Source organism: Kitasatospora sp. NPDC091335 (genome assembly GCF_044757205.1).
Taxonomy (GTDB): domain Bacteria; phylum Actinomycetota; class Actinomycetes; order Streptomycetales; family Streptomycetaceae; genus Kitasatospora.
In genome coordinates this window covers 134952-153909 of sequence record NZ_JBIVUM010000013.1, presented here as the reverse complement: position 1 = coordinate 153909, position 18958 = coordinate 134952, and the positions used below count along the sequence as shown (strand labels likewise).

General features: G+C 74.5%; 17 protein-coding genes. 10 read left to right on the top strand and 7 right to left on the bottom strand.

Annotated elements, in window-relative coordinates:
• Positions 1–16 precede the first annotated feature (16 nt).
• Positions 17–1570 carry an MFS transporter gene (locus ACIQOW_RS25890; RefSeq protein WP_401088744.1) on the bottom strand — a complete coding sequence of 518 codons (1554 nt, stop codon included), beginning with the start codon at positions 1568–1570 and terminating at the stop codon, positions 17–19.
• Positions 1571–1718: 148 nt separating this feature from the next.
• Positions 1719–2153, bottom strand: a complete 435-nt coding sequence (locus tag ACIQOW_RS25885; RefSeq protein ID WP_188301008.1) for a MarR family winged helix-turn-helix transcriptional regulator — start codon at positions 2151–2153, stop codon at positions 1719–1721.
• 124 nt (positions 2154–2277) lie between these two features.
• Between ACIQOW_RS25885 and ACIQOW_RS25880 the strand changes: the two genes are divergently transcribed.
• Positions 2278–2736: a VOC family protein gene (locus tag ACIQOW_RS25880; RefSeq protein WP_401088742.1), complete on the top strand. Its 459-nt coding sequence runs from the start codon at positions 2278–2280 to the stop codon at positions 2734–2736.
• 132 nt (positions 2737–2868) lie between these two features.
• On the opposite strand, the gene ACIQOW_RS25875 is transcribed toward ACIQOW_RS25880, so the two are convergent.
• Positions 2869–3795 (bottom strand): DUF4231 domain-containing protein, encoded by a 927-nt coding sequence (locus ACIQOW_RS25875; protein WP_401088740.1) that lies wholly within the window; start codon positions 3793–3795, stop codon positions 2869–2871.
• A 130-nt stretch (positions 3796–3925) separates the two neighbouring features.
• On the opposite strand from ACIQOW_RS25875, the gene ACIQOW_RS25870 reads away from it, so the two are divergent.
• The gene (locus ACIQOW_RS25870; protein WP_401088738.1) at positions 3926–4375 is read left to right on the top strand and encodes a VOC family protein; all 450 of its coding nucleotides are present in this window, start codon (positions 3926–3928) and stop codon (positions 4373–4375) included.
• A 73-nt stretch (positions 4376–4448) separates the two neighbouring features.
• Here ACIQOW_RS25870 and ACIQOW_RS25865 read toward each other — a convergent pair whose 3' ends face one another.
• Positions 4449–5909, bottom strand: a complete 1461-nt coding sequence (locus tag ACIQOW_RS25865; RefSeq protein ID WP_401088736.1) for an NCS2 family permease — start codon at positions 5907–5909, stop codon at positions 4449–4451.
• 176 nt (positions 5910–6085) lie between these two features.
• Here ACIQOW_RS25865 and ACIQOW_RS25860 point away from each other — a divergent pair, with 176 nt between their 5' ends.
• The 3 genes from ACIQOW_RS25860 to ACIQOW_RS25850 all read left to right on the top strand — a co-directional run bounded on the left by ACIQOW_RS25860 (position 6086) and on the right by ACIQOW_RS25850 (position 9206).
• Entirely contained in the window at positions 6086–6412 is a 327-nt protein-coding gene (locus ACIQOW_RS25860; RefSeq protein ID WP_401088734.1) for a DUF2530 domain-containing protein, read from the top strand.
• Between the two features lie 52 nt (positions 6413–6464).
• Positions 6465–8927, top strand: a complete 2463-nt coding sequence (locus ACIQOW_RS25855) for an HAD-IC family P-type ATPase (RefSeq protein WP_401088732.1) — start codon at positions 6465–6467, stop codon at positions 8925–8927.
• Positions 8928–8996: 69 nt separating this feature from the next.
• Positions 8997–9206 carry a hypothetical protein gene (locus ACIQOW_RS25850; RefSeq protein WP_401088730.1) on the top strand — a complete coding sequence of 70 codons (210 nt, stop codon included), beginning with the start codon at positions 8997–8999 and terminating at the stop codon, positions 9204–9206.
• A gap of 24 nt (positions 9207–9230) precedes the next feature.
• On the opposite strand, the gene ACIQOW_RS25845 is transcribed toward ACIQOW_RS25850, so the two are convergent.
• Positions 9231–12527, bottom strand: a complete 3297-nt coding sequence (locus ACIQOW_RS25845) for a sacsin N-terminal ATP-binding-like domain-containing protein (protein WP_401088728.1) — start codon at positions 12525–12527, stop codon at positions 9231–9233.
• Between the two features lie 251 nt (positions 12528–12778).
• Positions 12779–13660 carry a DUF3027 domain-containing protein gene (locus ACIQOW_RS25840; RefSeq protein WP_401088898.1) on the bottom strand — a complete coding sequence of 294 codons (882 nt, stop codon included), beginning with the start codon at positions 13658–13660 and terminating at the stop codon, positions 12779–12781.
• A 555-nt stretch (positions 13661–14215) separates the two neighbouring features.
• Between ACIQOW_RS25840 and ACIQOW_RS25835 the strand changes: the two genes are divergently transcribed.
• From ACIQOW_RS25835 to ACIQOW_RS25820, 4 genes are all read left to right on the top strand, one after another.
• A complete protein-coding gene (locus tag ACIQOW_RS25835) occupies positions 14216–15565 on the top strand; it encodes an MFS transporter (protein ID WP_401088896.1) in 1350 nt (449 codons plus the stop codon).
• Between the two features lie 72 nt (positions 15566–15637).
• Entirely contained in the window at positions 15638–16171 is a 534-nt protein-coding gene (locus ACIQOW_RS25830; protein ID WP_401088726.1) for a hypothetical protein, read from the top strand.
• A gap of 10 nt (positions 16172–16181) precedes the next feature.
• Positions 16182–16976 carry a futalosine hydrolase gene (locus tag ACIQOW_RS25825; protein WP_401088724.1) on the top strand — a complete coding sequence of 265 codons (795 nt, stop codon included), beginning with the start codon at positions 16182–16184 and terminating at the stop codon, positions 16974–16976.
• A complete protein-coding gene (locus ACIQOW_RS25820) occupies positions 16969–17820 on the top strand; it encodes a 1,4-dihydroxy-6-naphthoate synthase (RefSeq protein WP_401088722.1) in 852 nt (283 codons plus the stop codon). The genes ACIQOW_RS25825 and ACIQOW_RS25820 overlap by 8 nt, the downstream gene beginning before the upstream one ends.
• A gap of 16 nt (positions 17821–17836) precedes the next feature.
• On the opposite strand, the gene ACIQOW_RS25815 is transcribed toward ACIQOW_RS25820, so the two are convergent.
• Positions 17837–18220 carry a cold-shock protein gene (locus ACIQOW_RS25815; RefSeq protein ID WP_188300873.1) on the bottom strand — a complete coding sequence of 128 codons (384 nt, stop codon included), beginning with the start codon at positions 18218–18220 and terminating at the stop codon, positions 17837–17839.
• Between the two features lie 472 nt (positions 18221–18692).
• Here ACIQOW_RS25815 and ACIQOW_RS25810 point away from each other — a divergent pair, with 472 nt between their 5' ends.
• Positions 18693–18932 carry a hypothetical protein gene (locus tag ACIQOW_RS25810; RefSeq protein ID WP_401088719.1) on the top strand — a complete coding sequence of 80 codons (240 nt, stop codon included), beginning with the start codon at positions 18693–18695 and terminating at the stop codon, positions 18930–18932.
• Positions 18933–18958: the final 26 nt, after the last annotated feature.

Here is an 18958-nt window from a genome sequence, read left to right as displayed (position 1 = left end):
GAAACCGGACGGTCCGTCAGCAGGCCGTCGCCAGCTCCGACTTGCGCGCCGCACCGGTCCGCGGCACGAAGGCCACCACCCGGCCGCCGCGGCCCGGGTGCAGGTCGAAGCGCACCCGCAGGTCCGCGCTGCGGGCCAGCACCAGGCCGACCACACCGGCCGCCGCCGCGGACACCAGTCCACAGGCCAGCAGGCCGAGCCGGGGCCCGTACGAGGCGGTCACCCAGCCGACGATCGGGGCGCCGATCGGCGTGCCGCCGGTGAAGACCAGCACCAGCAGGCCCATCACCCGGCCGCGCATCGCGGGGTCGGTGGCCAGCTGCAACGAGGCGTTGACCGAGGTGTTGAAGCTCAGCCCGAAGACCCCGACCAGCATCAGCAGCAGCGCGAAGGTCCAGAAGTCGGGCGCGAACGCGGCGACCACCTCCAGCGCGCCGAAGGCCAGCGCCGCACCGACCAGCCGGCGCAGCCGCGGCACGCCCCGGCGGGCGGCGAGCAGCGCACCGGTCAGCGAGCCGACCGCCATCGCGGTGTTCAGCAGGCCGTACTGGCCGGCGCCCACCTTGAAGGTGTCGTACGCGAAACCGGCCAGCAGCGTCGGGAAGTTGAAGCCGAAGGTGCCGACGAACCCGGCCAGCACCATCGGCCAGAGCAGCTCGGGCCGCTCCCTGACGTACCGCAGCCCCTCACGCAGCTGCCCCTTCTCCCGGGCGATCGGCTCGGTCGGGCGCAGTTCGCTCTCCCGCATCGCGAGCAGCCCGCCGATCACGGCGACGAAGGACAGCGCGTTGACGGCGAACGCCCAGCCGCTGCCGACCGCGGCGATCAGCAGGCCCGCGACGGCGGGGCCGACCAGCCGGGCGGTCTGGAAGTTGGCCGCGTTCAGGCTGACGGCGTTGGCGAGGTCCTCGGGCCCGACCATCTCGGCGACGAAGGCCTGCCGGGCCGGGTTGTCCACCACGGTGACCAGGCCGAGCAGCAGCGCGAAGGCGTACACGTAGTACGGCGTCACCGCACCGCCGATGGTCAGCACCGCCAGGCCGACGGCCAGCAGGCCCATCGCGCCCTGGGTGTAGATCAGCAGCCGGCGCTTGGGCATCCGGTCGGCGAGCACGCCGCCGAACAGGCCGAGCAGCAGCATCGGCAGGAACTGCATGGCGGTGGTGATGCCGACCGCGAGCGGGCTGCCGGTGAGGCTCAGCACGAGCCAGTCCTGGGCGATCCGCTGCATCCAGGTACCGGTGTTGGACACCACCTGGCCGGCGAAGTAGTAGCGGTAGTTGCGAACGCGCAGAGAGGAGAACATCCCCCGGGGCCGGGTGAATTCGGCACCTGTGGGAGACGGGGCCGGCAGGTGGGCTCGGCCGGGAGCGGCGGGGTCCGCCGCGGTGCGTTCGTCGGGGTCGTCGTCGCCGTTGCCCGGCTGCCCCGTGGGGGCGGGTGCCTGGGCGTCGGCGGCCGCGGCACTGGCCGCGGCGGATTCGGTGGTCGGGTCGTCGGTGCGGATGGCGGCGGCGCTGGCTGCGGCCGGCGGTGTCACTGTGGTCTCCCCTCGCGGCGCGACGGCCATGGCGGTGGCCGTCGCGCTCCTGGTGTCCTTGGTCGGTCCTGCGGTGATGCGGTACTCCTTCTTCTCCCGGCGGCTCGCCGGATTCGGTGTGCCCAGGGCTTGTCTGACAATTCCAGTCGGGCTCGCGACGCGAATCGTCAGACGCGCCCTAGAGGTGTGCGAGCTTGTAGAGCACGGGCGCGGCCTCCCTGAGGACGGCCCACTCCTCCTCGTCGAGCCCCTGGGCGAGCTCGGCGAGCCAGGCGTTCCGGCGCCGGCGACTCTCCGCGAGGATCGTCTCGGCCTGCTCGGTGCTGCTGACGACCACCTGACGGCGGTCCTCGGGGTGCGGTTCGCGCCGCACCAGCCCCTTCTCCTCCAGCATCGCGACGATCCTGGTCATCGAAGGAGGCTGCACGTGCTCCTTCCGGGCGAGCTCACCCGGCGTCGCCTTCCCGCACCGGGCGAGGGTGCCCAGCACTCCCATCTCGGTGGGACTCAGCGACTCCTCCACCCGTTGGTGTTTGAGTCGTCGGGAGAGGCGCATCGTGGACGACCGCAGCTGACTGATCGCTGCGAAGTCCGGCTCGGACATCTCGGGCATCTCTTTAGCCTACGTCATTACTTACGCTAAGGAAAATGAGATCCGCCACCGTGCCGAGGGGTCACCCCGGTGCCATATTGGGTCTTGGGCCCCAGCTCTCGACTCCCAGAAGGGCCGACCAGTCATGTCCGACGTCGCCACCGAGCAGTCCCGGCAGTCCGAGCAGTCCGGACGGCCGCAGCCGTCCGAGCGGTCCGCGCAGGCGGGGTCCGGCGACACCGGCTTCGGCCGACTCGCCATGGTCACCATCGACTGCGCCGACCCGGTCGCGCTGGCGTCGTTCTACGGCGAGCTGCTGGGGTGGGAGACCAGGCACACCGACGAGAACTTCGCGATCCTGGACAACCCCGAGGGTGGCAGTCCGCTCGGCTTCGGGCGGGTGACCGGGTACCGGCCCGAGCCGTGGACGGAGCCGGACGGCAGCAAGCACTTCCACCTCGACTTCTACGTCGACGACCTGGACGAGGCCACCGCGAAGGCCCTCGCACTCGGCGCCACCGAGCCCGCCTACCAGCACGGCCGCACCCTGCGGGTGCTGATCGATCCGGCCGGGCATCCGTTCGGTCTAGCCCCCCTGGAGTGACCCCCGCGTCTCGCCGGATCTCCCCGACTCCCCGCTCCCGCCGGGTACTCTCTCCCGTCGACCCCTCCGGTCCCGCCCGGCCCCCGGTCCCGCCCGGCCCCCGGTCCTGCCCGACCCCCGGTTCCGTACGGCTCAGCGCGGGAACGCCCGGCGGGCCCGCCAGGTGGTGTGCTCCCGGGAGACCGCGTCCTCCGCCTCGGCGGCCAGCCTGGCCCAGCGGGCCTCGGCGTCCGGCACCTTGAGGTCCAGGTCGGACAGCTGGTTGCCGACGTTCTCCAGCTCCCGCGCGGCCAGCTGGTAGGCGGCGGCCAGCGGGCCGAGCTGCTTGAGCTGCGTCCAGGCGATGATCGCCGCGGCCGCGGCCGAGGTGGCGCCGAAGAGGTGCACCGACAGCGCGCCGGTGGCCTGGGCGATGGCCGCCGCCGCGCCGACGATGATCAGCACCGCGATGCCGAGCCCCCAGGAGACCGCCTGCGAGTCACAGGCCTCGGCCCTGGAGCGGTACCAGGTGCGCTGGCCCTCGACCCGGGTGCGCAGGTAGAGGGTGCGCCGGCTGGACAGGCTCTCGGCGCGCTGCCGCCGCATCTCCGGGGTGATCTCGGCGACGCTGTCGGGCGGCACGATCTCCGGATCCTCGAAGGCCCGCAGCACGTCCTCGACCTGGAGCAGGTAGCCGCGGTCGACGTCCGCGGACTCGGCCTCACCGTCGAACGGCCGGGCCCGGACGGTGTACTTCCAGGCCAGCGTCTTGACCGACTCGGCCGCCGCCCTGGCCTGGTACCAGCGCCCCTGCGGGTTGCTGCGGCGCAGCCGGGACCAGAAGTACCCGGCCACCAGGAAGGCGGCCACCGAGAGCATCGGCCACGGGTCGACGCCACTCCTGTCGTCGTCCGGGCCGGGGAACGACCCGATCACGGCGGCGACCACCAGCATCGCGATCAGCCCCCGGTACCAGCGCAGCGTCTCGCGCTGGCCGTCCAGCGAGGCCTTGTCCGTCGTCCGGAACAGCTCCGGCAGCAGCCGTGCCTCGACGCCCCCCGGCGGATCCTCTTGCACCATTGGTCGAGTCCCCTCCCCCTTCTCCGTCCAGCCAGTATTCCCTCCGCCAACTCGCCTACACGGGTGCCTTTTTGACAGCTTCCGACCGAGATCATTGCCCGGTGTCCGGGTAACCGATATAACCGGTTACATGCCGCTGCACTGGAAGCTCGTCATCGACTGCGCCGACCCGCACCGCCAGGCCGCCTTCTGGGCCGCCGCCCTGGAGTACGCGCCGGAGGACCACAGCACGCTGATCGCCCGGCTGCTCGCCGCCGGCGCCGTCGGCCCGGACGCCCTCACCGAGGTGGACGGCCACCCCGCCTGGCGGTCCCTGGCCGCCGTCCGCCACCCCGACGACCCGTTCGACCCGGCCTCCGACACCGGCCTCGGCCGGCGCGTCCTGTTCCAGGCCGTCCCCGAGCCCAAGCAGGGCAAGAACCGCCTGCACCTCGACGTCCACGCCGCCCCGGGCGAGCGGGAGGCCACCGTCACCCGCCTCGAATCCCTCGGCGCCACCGCGCTCCGGCACGTCGAGGAGCCCGGCGGCGCCTGGACGATCATGCAGGACCCGGAGGGCAACGAGTTCTGCGTCCACTGACCGGGCGGGCCCGCGGAGACGCCGACGGCCCCGCGCTCCGGGGAGCGCGGGGCCGTCGGGGGGCCGTACGGCGTCAGAGCAGGCCGAAGGCCGGCATCAGGTAGTAGAAGGCGAACACCGACGCCACCGCGTACATCGGGACCGGCACCTCGCGGCCGCGGCCGGCGGCGACGCGCAGGATGCAGAAGGCGACGAAGCCCAGGCCGATGCCGTTGGTGATGCTGTAGGTGAACGGCATCATCACGATGGTCAGGAAGGCCGGGATCGCGATCGTGTAGTCGGCCCAGTCGATCTCCTTGATCGAGTTGGCCAGGATCAGGAAGCCGACGGTGATCAGGGCCGGGGTGGCGGCCTGGGCCGGGACCATGGTGGCGAGCGGGGTGAGGAAGAGCGCCACCACGAAGAGCAGGCCGGTGACGATCGAGGCGAAGCCCGTCCGGGCGCCCTCGCCGACGCCGGCGGTCGACTCCACGAAGCAGGTGTTGGCGGAGGCCGAGGTGGCGCCGCCGGCCGCGGTGGCGATGCCGTCGACCATCAGCACCTTGTTGATGCCGGGCAGGTCGCCCTTCTCGTCCAGCAGGTGGGCCTCGTCGGCCACGCCGAGGATGGTGCCCATCGCGTCGAAGAAGCAGGACATCAGCACGGTGAAGACGAACAGCAGGCCGGTCAGCACGCCGACCTTCTCGAAGCCGCCGAACAGGCTGACCTTGCCGACCAGCCCGAAGTCCGGCGCGGAGACCGGGTTGCCCGGCCAGGTCGGGACGGTGAGGCCCCACTTGAGCGCCGGGATGTCGGCGACCTTGTCGATGATCGCGGCGAGCGCGGTGGAGACCGCGATGCTGATCAGGATGGCGCCGGGCACCTTGCGGATCAGCAGGATCAGGGTGAGCACCAGGCCGACCACGAAGATCAGCACCGGGAAGCCGAGCAGGTGCCCGTTGCCGCCGAGCTGGAGCGGGACGGTGGTGTGGGCGGCGTCCGGGATGCGGCTGACGAAGCCGGAGTCGACCAGGCCGACCAGGCTGATGAACAGACCGATGCCGATCGCGATGGCCTTGCGCAGGCCGAGCGGCACCGCGTTCATGACCCGCTCGCGCAGACCGGTGGCGACCAGCAGCATGATCGCGAAGCCGGCCAGCACGACCATGCCCATGGCGTCCGGCCAGGTCATCTTGGGGGCGAGCTGGAGCGCGACGATCGTGTTGACGCCGAGGCCGGCGGCCAGGCCGATCGGGACGTTGCCGATCACACCCATCAGCAGGGTGGTGAGGCCCGCGGTGAGGGCGGTGGCGGTGACCAGCTGGCCGCTGTCCAGGTGGGCCCCGGTGATGTCCGTACCGCTGGCCAGGATGATCGGGTTCAGCACCAGGATGTACGCCATGGTGAAGAAGGTGGCGACACCGCCGCGGATCTCGCGCGGCAGGGTGGAGCCTCGCTCGCTGATCCGGAAGAAGCGGTCGACGGCGCTCGTGGGGGGCTTCGGCGCGGCGTCGGCGGGTTCGGGCGACTCGGTGGTCGGCTGGACCACAGGCATGCGTGCGTCCTCTGTGGGGGAGCTGAGGAGAGGGAGGGGGACGCCCGGGGCGACGATGGCCGGGCGCAGATCTTTAAGTATGGTTTCCCGATCGCACACGCGCTATCTTCGCGCGTAGAGCCCGCACGGGGCCTCCGCGCCCGTCAAGGCGCCCCACCGCACCGTACGCTAGGCCCATGCCCAGGACGCCACTGCACCCCTCGCCCCCTCCGCTGGAGGCCAACGACGTCGCCATCGTCGGCGGCGGCACGGTGCTGTGGTTCGTCGCCTTCGTCGCCCTGCTGCCCTTCCAGGGCACCCTCTCGGACCACGGGCACGGCACCTGGCCCTGGATCTGCCTCTCCGGCGGCCTGCTCGGCCTGATCGGCCTCTGGTACTGCCGCGCCCGGCGGGACGCGATCGCCCGCGGCCGCGCCGCCGAGGCGGCCGCCGGCCCGGCCGGACACACCGTCGAACGCGCCGCCGAGGACGACGGCCAGGACCCTGCCACCCGGTCGGACTGAATAGTCCTTTAGTAGCACGCACCGGACATAAGGCACCCGTAGAGTCGGTGCCATGACGCAGCCTGCCCAGCCCGCGGAAGAGCAGCCGGCCGACGGGGACCACCCGGACGGAGCACACCCGCTCGGCCTGCTGCCCGGGCGGCGCGGCGGCCTGACCGCCGCCGAGGTCGCGGAGCGGGTCGCGAAGGGCCAGGTCAACGACGTTCCGGTGCGGTCCAGCCGGTCCACCAGGGAGATCGTCCGGGCCAACGTCTTCACCCGGTTCAACGCGATCATCGGCGTGATGTTCGGGATCATCCTGATCGTCGGTCCGCTCCAGGACGGCCTGTTCGGCCTGGTCATCGTGGCCAACACCGCGATCGGCATCATCCAGGAGCTGCGCGCCAAGAAGACCCTGGACAGCCTGGCCCTGATCGGCGAGGCCCGCCCGCAGGTCCGCCGGGACGGCACCGTCCAGCAGATCGGCGTCTCCGGGATCGTCCTCGACGACACGGTGCTGCTCGGCATCGGCGACAAGGTGATCGTGGACGGCGAGGTCACCGAGGCGGACGGCCTGGAGATCGACGAGTCGCTGCTCACCGGCGAACCCGACCCGGTCCTCAAGCAGCCCGGCGACCAGGTGATGTCCGGCAGCTTCGTGGTGGCGGGCGCCGGCACGTTCACCGCCACCAAGGTCGGCCGCGAGGCCTACGCGGCCCGGCTCGCCGAGGAGGCCAGCAAGTTCACCCTGGTCAAGTCGGAGCTGCGCACCGGCATCGACAGCATCCTGCGGTTCATCACCTACCTGCTGATCCCCACCGCCCTCGGCCTGATCATCAGCCAGCTGGCCGTCGAGGGCAGGGACTGGCGCGAGGCCGTGCGGCGGATGGTGGCCGGCATCGTGCCGATGGTCCCCGAGGGACTGGTGCTGCTGACCTCGGTCGCCTTCGCGATCGGCGTGGTCAGGCTCGGCCGCAAGCAGTGCCTGGTCCAGGAGCTCCCGGCGATCGAGGGCCTGGCCCGGGTGGACACCGTCTGCCTGGACAAGACCGGCACCCTCACCGAGGGCGGCATGGACGTGGTCGACCTGCGGGTGCTCTCGAACGGGGAGCCCGCCGCCGTCGCCCCGGAGACCGTCAAGCACGCGCTGGCCGTGATGGCCGGCGCCGACGCCCGCCCCAACGCGTCCATGCAGGCGGTCATCGACGCGTACGGGCGCGGCGACGCCTCCGACGGTGCTCCGGGACGCGACGGCTGGCGGGTGATCGAGGCGATGCCCTTCTCCTCCGCCCGCAAGTGGAGCGGCGTGCAGCTGCTGGAGCCGCAGGGCGGCGAGGCCAGCTGGCTGCTCGGCGCGCCGGACGTGCTGCTGCCCGCCGGGCACCCCGCGCTGGCCGAGGTGGACGAGCTGGGCGCCCAGGGCCTGCGGGTGCTGCTGCTGGGCCGCACGCCCGTCCCGCTGGACTCCCCCGACCCGGCGGCCGGCCTCACACCGCTCGCCCTGGTGGTGCTCCAGCAGCGGCTGCGCTCGGACGCCGCCGAGACCCTGCGGTACTTCGAGAGCCAGCGGGTCAGGGCCAAGGTCATCTCCGGCGACGCGGCGGTCTCGGTCGGCGCGGTGGCCGGCCACCTGGGCCTGCCGGGCGCCGACCACCCGCTGGACGCCCGCTCCCTGCCCGCCGACCCGGAGGAGCTCGCCGAGACCGCCGACCGGACCAGCGTCTTCGGCCGGGTCACCCCCCAGCAGAAGCGCCGGCTGGTCGGGGCGCTGCAGTCCCGCGGCCACACCGTGGCGATGACCGGCGACGGCGTCAACGACGTGCTCGCGCTCAAGGACGCCGACATCGGCGTGGCGATGGGCACCGGCTCCGACGCCACCAAGGCGGTCGCCCAGATCGTGCTGCTCAACGACTCCTTCGCCTCGCTGCCCTCGGTGGTGGCCGAGGGCCGCCGGGTGATCGGCAACATCGAGCGGGTCGCCTCACTCTTCCTGGTGAAGACCGTCTACTCCGTCCTGCTGGCGCTGCTGGTGATCTTCACCCACTCGCCGTACCCGTTCCTGCCCCGGCACTCCACCGTGCTGTCCTCGCTGACCATCGGCATCCCGGCCTTCTTCCTCGCGCTCGCCCCCAACAACGAGCGGGCCCGCACCGGCTTCGTGAAGCGGGTGCTGCGGCTGGCGATCCCCGGCGGCGCCATCGCCGGTGTCGGCACCTTCGTCGCCTACACGCTCGCCCGCACCGACCACGCGACCGACCTCAAGGCCGACACCAGCGTGGCCACCCTGACGCTCTTCCTGATCGCCATCTGGGTCCTCGCCATCGTCGCCCGCCCGTACAGCTGGTGGCGCCTGCTGCTGATCGGCACCATGGGCGGCGCCTTCGCGCTGGTCCTGCTGGTCCCGCCGCTGAAGAGGTTCTTCGACCTCTCCCTGGTCGGCTTCCGCGACCCGCTGACGGGCGTCGCCGTCGCGGTGGTCTGCGGCATCGCCCTGGAGGTCGCCTGGCGCGTCATGAAGCGCCGCGGCATGGAGTGACGGGCCAGGACCGCCACTGCGTGACAAGCTCCCGCGCGCACCCGATGATGACCCCGAAGGGGGTGCCGGATGGCGCGCAGGGGCGGGGACTTGGAGGCGTTCATCGCCTTCCTGGGCGGGTTGCCGGCCGTCGGCCTCACCGCCCTGGCGATGGCCGGCCTCGGCATGGCGGTCAGGCCGACGCCCGCGCTGCGGACCGCCGCGCTGGTGACGCTCGGCGCGGTCTGGCCGACCGTCACCGTCACGGTCTACCTGCGGCTGCGGGCGCGCCCCCGCTGAGACCGGGTGCGCGCCCGTCCGGGCTCAGCCCTCGAAGTCGCGGGCGGCCGAGAGCTCGTAGGCGCGGTCCGGCTCGCTGAGGGCGGCCAGCACCTCGAAGCGGCGGTGCCACTGCCCGACCGACCAGGCCAGGCCGGCGGCGAGGCCCTCCGGCGTGGCCGCGTGCAGCAGACCGGGCACCGGCGGGACCTCGAACTCGTCGTCCTCGTCGCCGGCCTCGGCCAGCTCCGGGTCGTACGGCGGCTCCGGGGTGTCCGCCCCGGTGTCCCAGCGCCAGTCCACCGCCGCCTCGCCGCCGTCGGGCCCGACGACCAGCAGGTCCTCGTGCTCCTCGTACGCGACCGGGCAGCCCGGCAGCAGTTCCCGCACCACCGCGGGGACCCGGTGCAGCACGCCCTCGGAGAGCACCCGGCCGCCCGCCACCTCGCTGGCCAGCGACACGTGCAGCCGCTCCGCGAGGTCCGCGGCCAGCGCCGGGGCGACCGGCAGCAGCGGGTACGGGTGCAGCAGCTGGACCAGGTCGGGGGCGTCCGCGACGACCGCCTCGGTGGCGTCCACCACCACCGTGTGGTCCGGCCGCCGACCGGTGGCCGGGTCCAGCGGCGGCAGCGCCCGCACCACGTCCAGCGGCTCGATCCGCCCGGTGTCCACCCGGGCCAGCGCGGTGTGGATGCCGTGCAGCTGGCGGTGGCCGACCTCGGCGGCCGGGTCGGTCATCCGGTCCAGCACCTCGTCCGGGCCGTGCGGCTCGGCGAGCAGCGCGGCCAGCGTGGTGCACACCCCGAGCGCGTGCAGGAACTGCTCGTCCAGGGTGGTGCGGGCCTCGTCGTACAGGCCGCGCAGCAGCGGGTCGGCCCCGGCGGACCGCAGACCGGCCGGCTCGCGGCCCTCCAGCACCGGGTGGTCACGCAGCCACCACGCGGTGTACGGCGGCAGGTCGGCGTACGAGCCGTCCGGCAGCAGGGTGCGCACCGGGGTGACCACGGCGTCCCGGTACGGCGGGCGGGCCAGCGCGGCGAGCGCCTCCGGCCAGGCGTCGTCGTCCACCAGGTCGAGGTCGCGCACGGCCAGCAGCTCGGCGGCCACCGGCGGGACGCCGACCGCCTCGTCGGCCTGGAGCGCCTCCAGCACGTCCTCGGCCCACTCGGCGAGCCCGTCCGGCGCCTCGTCCAGCAGGCCGGTGGGGTGGCCGCCGGCCGCGCGGTCGGCCGGGGCGGTGGGGTCGAGCCGCTCCAGGTCGTCCGGGTCGAGCACCACGTCCTCGGCCCGCACCAGCACGAAGTCCGCCGGCACGCCGACGGCGGCGAGCACCTCGGGGCCCCAGCGCTCCAGCAGCTCGTCGTCCACCCAGCCGGCGTCCTCCTCGCGGGCGAGCATGGCGAACGGGCTCCCGGGCAGCACGAGTTCACCCGCCCGGGCGGGCTCGCCCTCGTCGTCGAGCAGCGCCAGCCTGGCCAGCCACGGGTGGGCGCCCGGCTCCGGGGCGGCGGCCTTCACCAGCGCCAGGACGGCGTCGGCGAGTTCCAGCGCGGCGTCCGGGTCGTCCTCGGCCAGCTCGTAGGAGCGGGCGACGGCGGCCCGCACCTCGGGGGTGTCCAGCACCCCGGCCGGGGTGGCGGTGCCGGCGCCGAGCCTGGCCAGCAGCGGGTGGGCCGCCTCGGGGTGGGCCAGGCGCAGGTCGAGCGCGGCGAGCGCGTCCGCGAGCGACTCGGGGTAGCCGGGGAAGGCCGCCCAGTCTGCGTCCTCGGAGGGCAGCAGGACCCGCCGCGGCCCGGTGACCGTCCGCCCGTCGGCGAGCGGTACGGGCAGCGCGCCGAGCGCCTCCGGGTCGGCCGCGCCGAGCGCCGCGTACAGGTTGCGCCACCACGCGGGCTCGCGGTCCAGGCCGCCCAGCTGGTCCACCACCTCGGCCAGCGGCACCCGGCGCACGTTCAGCACCCGCAGCTCGGTGCGCCGCTCCAGACCGGCCGGCAGCAGCCCGGGGAAGATAGGCGAGAGCGCCTCGACCACCGAGCCGTCCGCGCCCTCCAGCAGCGTCGCGTCCCGGGGCCGCAGCGCCGGCGTGCCGTCCTCGACCGGCGCCGGGTGCGGCAGGAACGGCGTTTCGGGCAGCCGGGAGAGCACCGCGGCGCGCAGCGCGTTGTCCAGCGCCCCCTGGCCGAGCGGGGTGGGCACGAGGCCGAGCGAGCCGAGGTCTGCGCCGCGGGCGCGCAGCAGCTCGGCGTAGCTGTCGGCGGCCCGCTCGGTGAGGAAGTCGGCCAGCGGCCCCGGGGCGACGTGCCGGCGGGTGGAGTCCAGCGGGTAGGAGGCGATCAGCAGCGCGGGCAGGCCGACCGGCTCGTCGCTCGGCGTGGGCGCGTGCAGCACGGAGGCGATGGCGGGGCGCTGCGGGACGCCGTCGGGGCCGACCGGGACGGCCCAGGTCACCGTCCAGTACGGGCGGGCGCGCTCCTCGGTGGGCCGGTCGGTGAGCAGCTCGGCGTCGAGCCGGCCGGAGGTGCCGGCGGTCTGCCAGACCGTCTGCCGCGGCCGGCCGTCCGCGTCGTCGGTGACGGTGACCTCGGTGACGCCGTCGGGGCGGGTCTCGGCGGCCTCCCTGGTGAGCGTCCGGGTGCCGTCCGGGGTCTCCACCACGACCTCGCGCAGGCCGGGCAGGGTGAGCAGCAGCGCGTCGTCGATCCCGGCCAGCAGACGGCGGGTCAGGTCCTCGGCGGCGGCGTCCCGCAGCGGCAGCACGACCACCGTGTCGTAGCCCGCGGGGGCCGGGCCCTCGGCCGCGAACGGCAGCCGCAGCAGCGGCACGTGGCCGTCCCTGCGGCGCAGTTCGTCGGCCAGCTCGGGCTGCGCCCCGGCCAGCACCCCGGCCTCGCCGAGCGACCAGCGAACCCCGCCGGTGGCACTCAGCACGGCGGGCTCGTCGGTGACCGCGAGGACGGCGGCGAAGCCGACCCCGAACCGGCCGACGGCGGGCTCCTCGCCGCGCTTGGAGGAGGCGCGCAGGGTGGACAGCGACTCGACGGCGGCCGCGTCCAGCGGGGCGCCGGTGTTGGCGGCGGCGAGCACGCCGTCGGCGAGGGTCAGCCGCAGCCGGCCGGGGCCGTGGCCGGCCCGGACCGCGGCGTCGGCCGCGTTCTGCGCCAACTCCACGACCAGGCGGTCCCGGTAGCCGCCGAGCGCCAGCTCCTCCTCGGCGTTGGCGTCCTCCCGGAACCGGGCCGGCGAGGCGGCCCAGGCGTCCAGCACCCGCCGGCGCAGCGCGGCGCTCCCGAAGGGGTCCGCGGGGTGCTCGTCCGTGCCGCTGCCGATGATCCGAGGTTCCACTGGACCTGCCGCCTTCCGCCGCCCTGTACGTCGTAGGGCATTCTTCCCTGCCCCACCGACTGCTCCCGACCACGGCCCCGCCGCCCGCGGCCCGGGCGGGGCCACAGGGCGGCGCCGCGGGGCGCGCGGCGCCGGGACGGGTCCGGCGGTCCCGGGCCGGCCCCGGAGCGGCGTGCGCCGCCCTGAGGCGCCCGGAAAGCACCGCGGCCCGCGCCGGTCGGTGACCGGGCGGGCCGCGGAGGCGATCGGGCTCAGGAGTGGCCGAGCTCCTCGGCCGGGGCGTCGGGTTCGACGGAGCCCGAGGTGCGGTCGGCGTGGAGCGGGAGCGGCTCGACCACCAGCTCGTCCAGGATCAGCTCGGACGGCGCCGGCGGGGCCGGGATGACGGCCGCCTCGGAGTGCCCGCCGCAGCCGTACGCGAAGGAGACGATCTGGCCGTCGGCCGGGCCGAACTCGTTGCCGCACACGCCGAAGGCCTGCCCGATCGAGCCGCCGATCGGGACCAGGAAGCCACAGCTCGCGCACGAGGCCGGGGCGGCCTGCGCCATCGGGGTCTGCGGTCCGTGGGCCTTCTCCCAGCGCTCGGCGGCCAGGTGCAGGCCGAGCCGGGAGAGCACCCGGCTGCGGCCCATGCCGAGTTCCTCGGCGACGGCGTCGATCCGGGCACGGGCCGGGGCGGGCTGGACGTGCGGGTCGGTGACGACCAGGTCCTCGTCGTCCGCCAGGGCGACCACGGAGTTCGGCGCGGGTTCGTCCTCGCCGCTCCAGCCGGGCTCCAGCCGCACGTCGTCGGCGTCGGTGGGCAGCAGGTCGCCCGGGCCCATGTCACCGGGGCGCAGCCGCTCGCTCCACGGCACCCACTGGGGGGCGAGGACCGCGTCGGCTCCCGGGAGCAGCACGACCTCGTCCAGGGTGACGTTCTTGGCGCGCGGGGCGCGGGCGACGGTGACCGCCCAGTGCCAGCCCCGGTATGCCGCGTCCAGGCACTCGAAGGTGTGAGTGACGACGCGGTCGGCGTCCGCCTGGACGCCCAGGTGCGGCCCGACGGCCTCCGGCCCGACGGCCTCCTCGGCTGCCTGACGGGCGAGTTCGACGGCCTCGGCACAGAGCCGGTCGGGGGTACGGCTTCGCATCGCAGCACTCACGGCGTCGATTCTCTCCCAGTTCTTCTGTCGCCCACGGCGTGTTGCCTGTTCCGTCGCGGCTCGGTAGTCCCTCGTCCATTCTGCGCGACCGGAAGCCCCCTCGGGTACCGACCGCGCCGCTCGACCGGCCGACCGGCGCTGTGGCGACTCGGAGGGCGGACCTTGGGCAGGCTACCCGCCGCTCGGTGCCCCGGCACAGTCCGGGGCGGACGCGACCCTTCCGGGGCCGCGCCGAGCGGGGCCCGATCCCGCGTCGGCGCGGCGTTTCTGGGGCAGGATGGGCTTGTGGCGGACCACGACCCGTCGCAGCACGCACTGCGCGCCTCGCAGGCCGACGGACCCGACCGGACGGACGCCGTGCCGCGACAGCAGCCTCCGGTCCCCGGCGCGGGCGAACCGCGGCCGGCGGACCGCACCGAGGTGTCCGCCGCCCCGGTGGACCTGCGCAAGCCCGAGGACCCGAGCGGGCCCGAGGACGGCGCGGGCCCGGCCCCGGCGGAACCGGACGAGGGCGAGGTCCCCGAGCCGCGCCGCCCCTTCCTGCTGCGCACCGCCTCCGCGGCCGGCGCCCGCACCGGCAAGGTGGTGCACGGCACCGGCCGCCGGATCCGCCGGGCCACCTCGGCCGAGGGCGCGGGCGAGTCCGGCCTCGCGAAGCTGATCGAGCTGCACGCGCTCAACTCCTTCGGCGACATGCTGATCACCGTCGCGCTGGCCTCCACCATCTTCTTCTCGGTGCCCACCGGCGAGGCCCGCGGCCGGGTCGCGCTCTACCTGATGATCACGATGGCCCCGTTCGCCGTCCTGGCCCCGGTGATCGGCCCGCTGCTGGACCGCCTGCCGCACGGCCGCCGGGCCGCCATGGCGATGGCGATGCTGGCGAGGGCGGTGCTGGCCTGGACGATGGCCGGGGTGATCGTCGGCGGCGGCATCGCGCTCTACCCGGAGGCGCTGGGCGTCCTGGTGGCGTCCAAGGCGTACGGCGTGGTGCGCAGCGTGGTGGTGCCCCGGCTGCTGCCGAGCCGGCTGTCCCTGGTGAAGGCGAACTCCCGGGTCACCCTGGCCGGGCTGCTGGCCACCGGCGTGGCGGCCGGGGTGGGCGGGCTGCTGCACCTGGTCGGCCCCGGCTGGCCGCTGCGCGGCGCCTTCCTGGTGTTCGTGATCGGCACCCTGATGGCCTTCCACCTGCCGCCCGCGGTGGACTCGGCCAAGGGCGAGCAGCGCGCCGTCCTGCACGCCGAGGTGCACGGCGAGGGCTCGCACCTGATCCACCACAGGACGCCGCCGGTCCGGGCCTCGCTGCGCACGGTCGGCCCGTCGGTGATCCTGGCGCTGCGGGCGATGTCGGCGATGAAGTGGCTGGTCGGCTTCCTGGTGATGTTCCTGGCCTTCCTGCTGCGGCAGGAGCCGATCGGCGGCCTGCGGCCGACGGTGGCGCTGGGCGTGGTGGCGCTGGCGGCCGGGACGGGCAACGCGCTGGGCTCGGTGCTCGGCTCCTGGCTGCGCACCCGGGGCCAGGAGCCGACGGTCGCCGTGATGCTGCTGCTGGCGACCGGCGTGACGGCGGCGGCCGCGCTCTGGTACGGCGTGGTAACGGTGGTTCTGGTCGCCGGGATGGCCGGGATGGCGGCCTCGCTGGGCAAGCTGGCGCTGGACGCGCTGATCCAGCGGGACGTCCCCGAGGCGGTGCGGACCTCGGCGTTCGCCCGTTCGGAGACCCTGATGCAGCTGTCCTGGGTGGCCGGCGGCGCGGTCGGCATCCTGCTGCCGCTGAACGGGCGGCTGGGTCTGTCGATCGCCGCCGGTGTGGTCGGACTGGCGCTGCTGTGGACGATCCACTCGCTCTTCCGGGTGGGTCTGCGGCGCCACTCGACGGCCCCCCGGGTGGCCTGACGGGGCGGGCGGCAACACGCGGTGGCCGACCCCCGCGTCGCGTGATCGGCCGGGCCCGGTAGATTCTGACGCATGAGCCTCAATTCCCGTGCCATCGCCGCCCTCGGCGCCGTCGTCGTGGTCGGCGCCGCCACGGTGGGCACCTCCGTCGCCATCGCCGCCGGCCAGACCGCGCACGTCTCCCACCAGGCCACGCTCACGGTCGGCAACTCCTCGATCGTCGCGGAGCCGCTGTGCTGGAACGCCGGCAGCCCGCTGACCGAGGACATCCAGGAGGAGTGCCAGCGCAAGGCCACCGAGGCCCTCAAGAACGGCACGCTGCCCTCCTCGGACGTCGTGTCGAGCGACCGGGTCGGTGTCGGGGTCTCCCCGAACGTGGCCAAGACCGGCTGGTGGGCCTTCACCAACGGCGGCTCGACCGGCCAGGGCGGGCGCTACAGCCTGTCCTCGTTCGCCCAGGGTTCGACCTGGTCGGGCGCCCAGCAGGCCAACAAGGTGCTGAACGCCAGCGGCAAGACCCTGGTCACCGTGGTCGAGGCCGAGAAGGACTCGGACAACCCGACCGCCGTCTGGTACTTCCAGCTGAACACCAAGGACAACAGCTGACGGTCCCGCGATGACCGCGCACGCCGTCACCGACGGCCGGGGCGAGCGGCCGGGCCCCGCACGGGCCCGGCTGCTCGTCGTCGTCGCGGTGCCCGCCGAGGCCGAGGCGGTGCTGCGCGGCCTGCCCGGCGGGTCCGCCGCGCTGCCGCTGCCCGGCGGCACGCTGCACCGGGCCGCCCGGGCGCCGGTGGACGTGCTGGCCGCCGGGGTCGGCCCGGCCGCCGCCGCTGCCGCCACCGCCACCGCGCTGGCGGCGCACCCGTACGCCCTGGCCGTCTCGGCCGGGATCGCCGGCGGCTTCGCCCCGGTCGCCCCGGTCGGCGCCACCGTGCTGGCCGACGCGATCGTGGCCGCGGACCTCGGTGCGCAGACCGCCGAGGGCTTCGCCGACGTCACCGAACTCGGCTTCGGCACCGTCCGGCACACCCCGCCCCCGGCCGCCGTCGCGCTGGCCGCGCGGGCGCTGGGCGGCCCGGACCTCGCCGTCGGCCCGGTGCTGACCGTCTCCACCGTCACCGGCAGCGCGGAGCGGGCCGCCGCGCTGGCCGCCCGTCACCCGGGGGCCGCCGCCGAGGCGATGGAGGGCTTCGGCGTGGCCGAGGCCGCCGCCCGGTACGGCGTGCCGGCCCTGGAACTGCGCACCGTGTCCAACCCGGTGGGCCCGCGCGACCGGGCCGCCTGGCGGATCGGCGAGGCGCTGGCCGCCCTGGAGCGGGCCTTCGCCGCGCTGCCCGTCCACGAACTGGCCACGGCCCACGAACCGGCCGCCGGCCACGAACCGATCGAGGAGGCCGGCCGTGGCTGAACGGCTGAGCATCGCGTACTCGCCCTGCCCGAACGACACCTTCGTCTTCCATGCCTGGGCGCACGGCCTGGTGCCGGGGGCGGACGCCCCCGAGGTGACCTTCGCCGACATCGACGTCACCAACGGCCTGGCCGAGCGCGGCGAGCTGGACGTGCTGAAGATCAGTTACGGCGCGCTGCCCTGGGTCCTGGACGAGTACGTCCTGCTGCCCTGCGGCGGCGCGCTGGGCCGCGGCTGCGGCCCGCTGGTGCTCACCCTGCCGGGCGTGGACTCCCCCGCCGACCTGGCGGGGAAGACCGTCGCGGTGCCCTCCGAGCGCTCCACCGCCTACCTGCTGTTCCGGCTCTGGGCCGCGAAGGCGGTGCCCGGCGGCTTCGGCGAGATCGTCGTCCTGCCGTTCCACGAGATCATGCCCGCCGTCAGGGACGGCCGGGTGGACGCCGGCCTGGTGATCCACGAGGCCCGCTTCACCTACCGGCAGTACGGACTGCACAGCCTGGCCGACATGGGCGAGGCCTGGGAGCGGGAGACCGGCCTGCCGATCCCGCTGGGCGCGATCGTCGCCAGGCGCTCGCTCGGCGCCGAGCGGCTGCGGGCGATCGGCGACGCGATCCGCGCCTCCGTCCGGCAGGCCTGGGCGGACCCGGCGGCGAGCCGCGGGTACGTGCTGGCGCACGCCCAGGAGATGGACCTGGGCGTGGCCGAGCAGCACATCGGGCTGTACGTCACCGAGTTCACCGAGGACCTCGGCGAGGAGGGCTACGCGGCCGTCCGCGCGCTGCTCACCCGGGCCGCCGCGGAGGGGCTGGTGCCCCCGCTCGACCCGGGTGCGCTCGCGTTCTAGCCGCTCGTCCCCGCGGTCAGACGTCGAACTGGTCGGCCACCGCGCGCAGCAGGCCGGCCAGCTTCTGGCCGGTCGGCTTGGCCGGGTAGCGCCCGCGCTGGAGACCGGGCAGCACCGCGTCCAGCGTGGTGATCAGGTCCTGGACGATCGGCGCCATGTCGTCGGCGCTGCGGCGCTGGGCGGCGGCCACCGAGGGCAGCGCGTCCAGCAGCTGCACGGCCATCGCCTGGTCCCCGCGGTGGCCGGCGACCACGCCGAACTCGACCCGCTGGCCCGGCTTCAGCGACGTGACACCGTCGGGCAGCGCCTTGGTGTGGACGAAGACGTCGCCGCCGTCGTCGCGCGACAGGAAGCCGAAGCCCTTCGTCTCGTTGAACCACTTGACCTGGCCGGTGGGCATCTCGAACAGTCCTCGAATGGGTGTGAGGGATCCCGGCCCTGGCCGGGGATCACTGGGTGGTGGGGAGAAGCGGCCGACCGCGGCTCGGCGCCGGTGGGCGCTCGTGGTCGGCACGCTGTCAGGAGCAGACTAACGGTCCGTCACTGCCTCGTCCGCGTTCCGCGAGGGATACGCGCTCCGAGGCCCGTACGGGGCGGCGGGAACGCGGGATCTCGAGGTCGGGGGCAACCCGGCCGTGGCACGGCCGCGGCGCGGCTCCGCGCGGTCCATCGGCTCACACCCCCGGGTCTGAGGACTCGGGACGCGCCTGCAGCGCCCCTCGGCACCCCGTGCATACCCCCGCTCAGCAGGGATCAAAACGTTCAGCTGCCGGAAAACTGCGCAACGTGACCGGCCCGCTCCGGTGGGCACCCCCGGCGGCCGCTCTGCCAGACTGGGGGCAGTTCCGACCGGCCCGTAGGAGTGAGCAGACGTGAACAGCCAGAGCACCGACCCCGGCGACGTGTACGTCAAGGCCGGGGCGATCGTCTTCGGTCTCGGCGCGCTCGCCACCCTGGTCACCTTCGTCCCGCTGTTCCTGCACCTGACGCCGCTGCCGACGGTCGCGTACTGGCTGAGCATGCTGATGCCGGCCGGCTTCCTGGCGGCGCTGACCGGGCTGCTGCTGAACGCGCGGGCCCAGCGCCGCCGGATCGGGCCCGTCGAGTCCTGAGCGCCGCCGGGGGCCAGGGCCGGTAC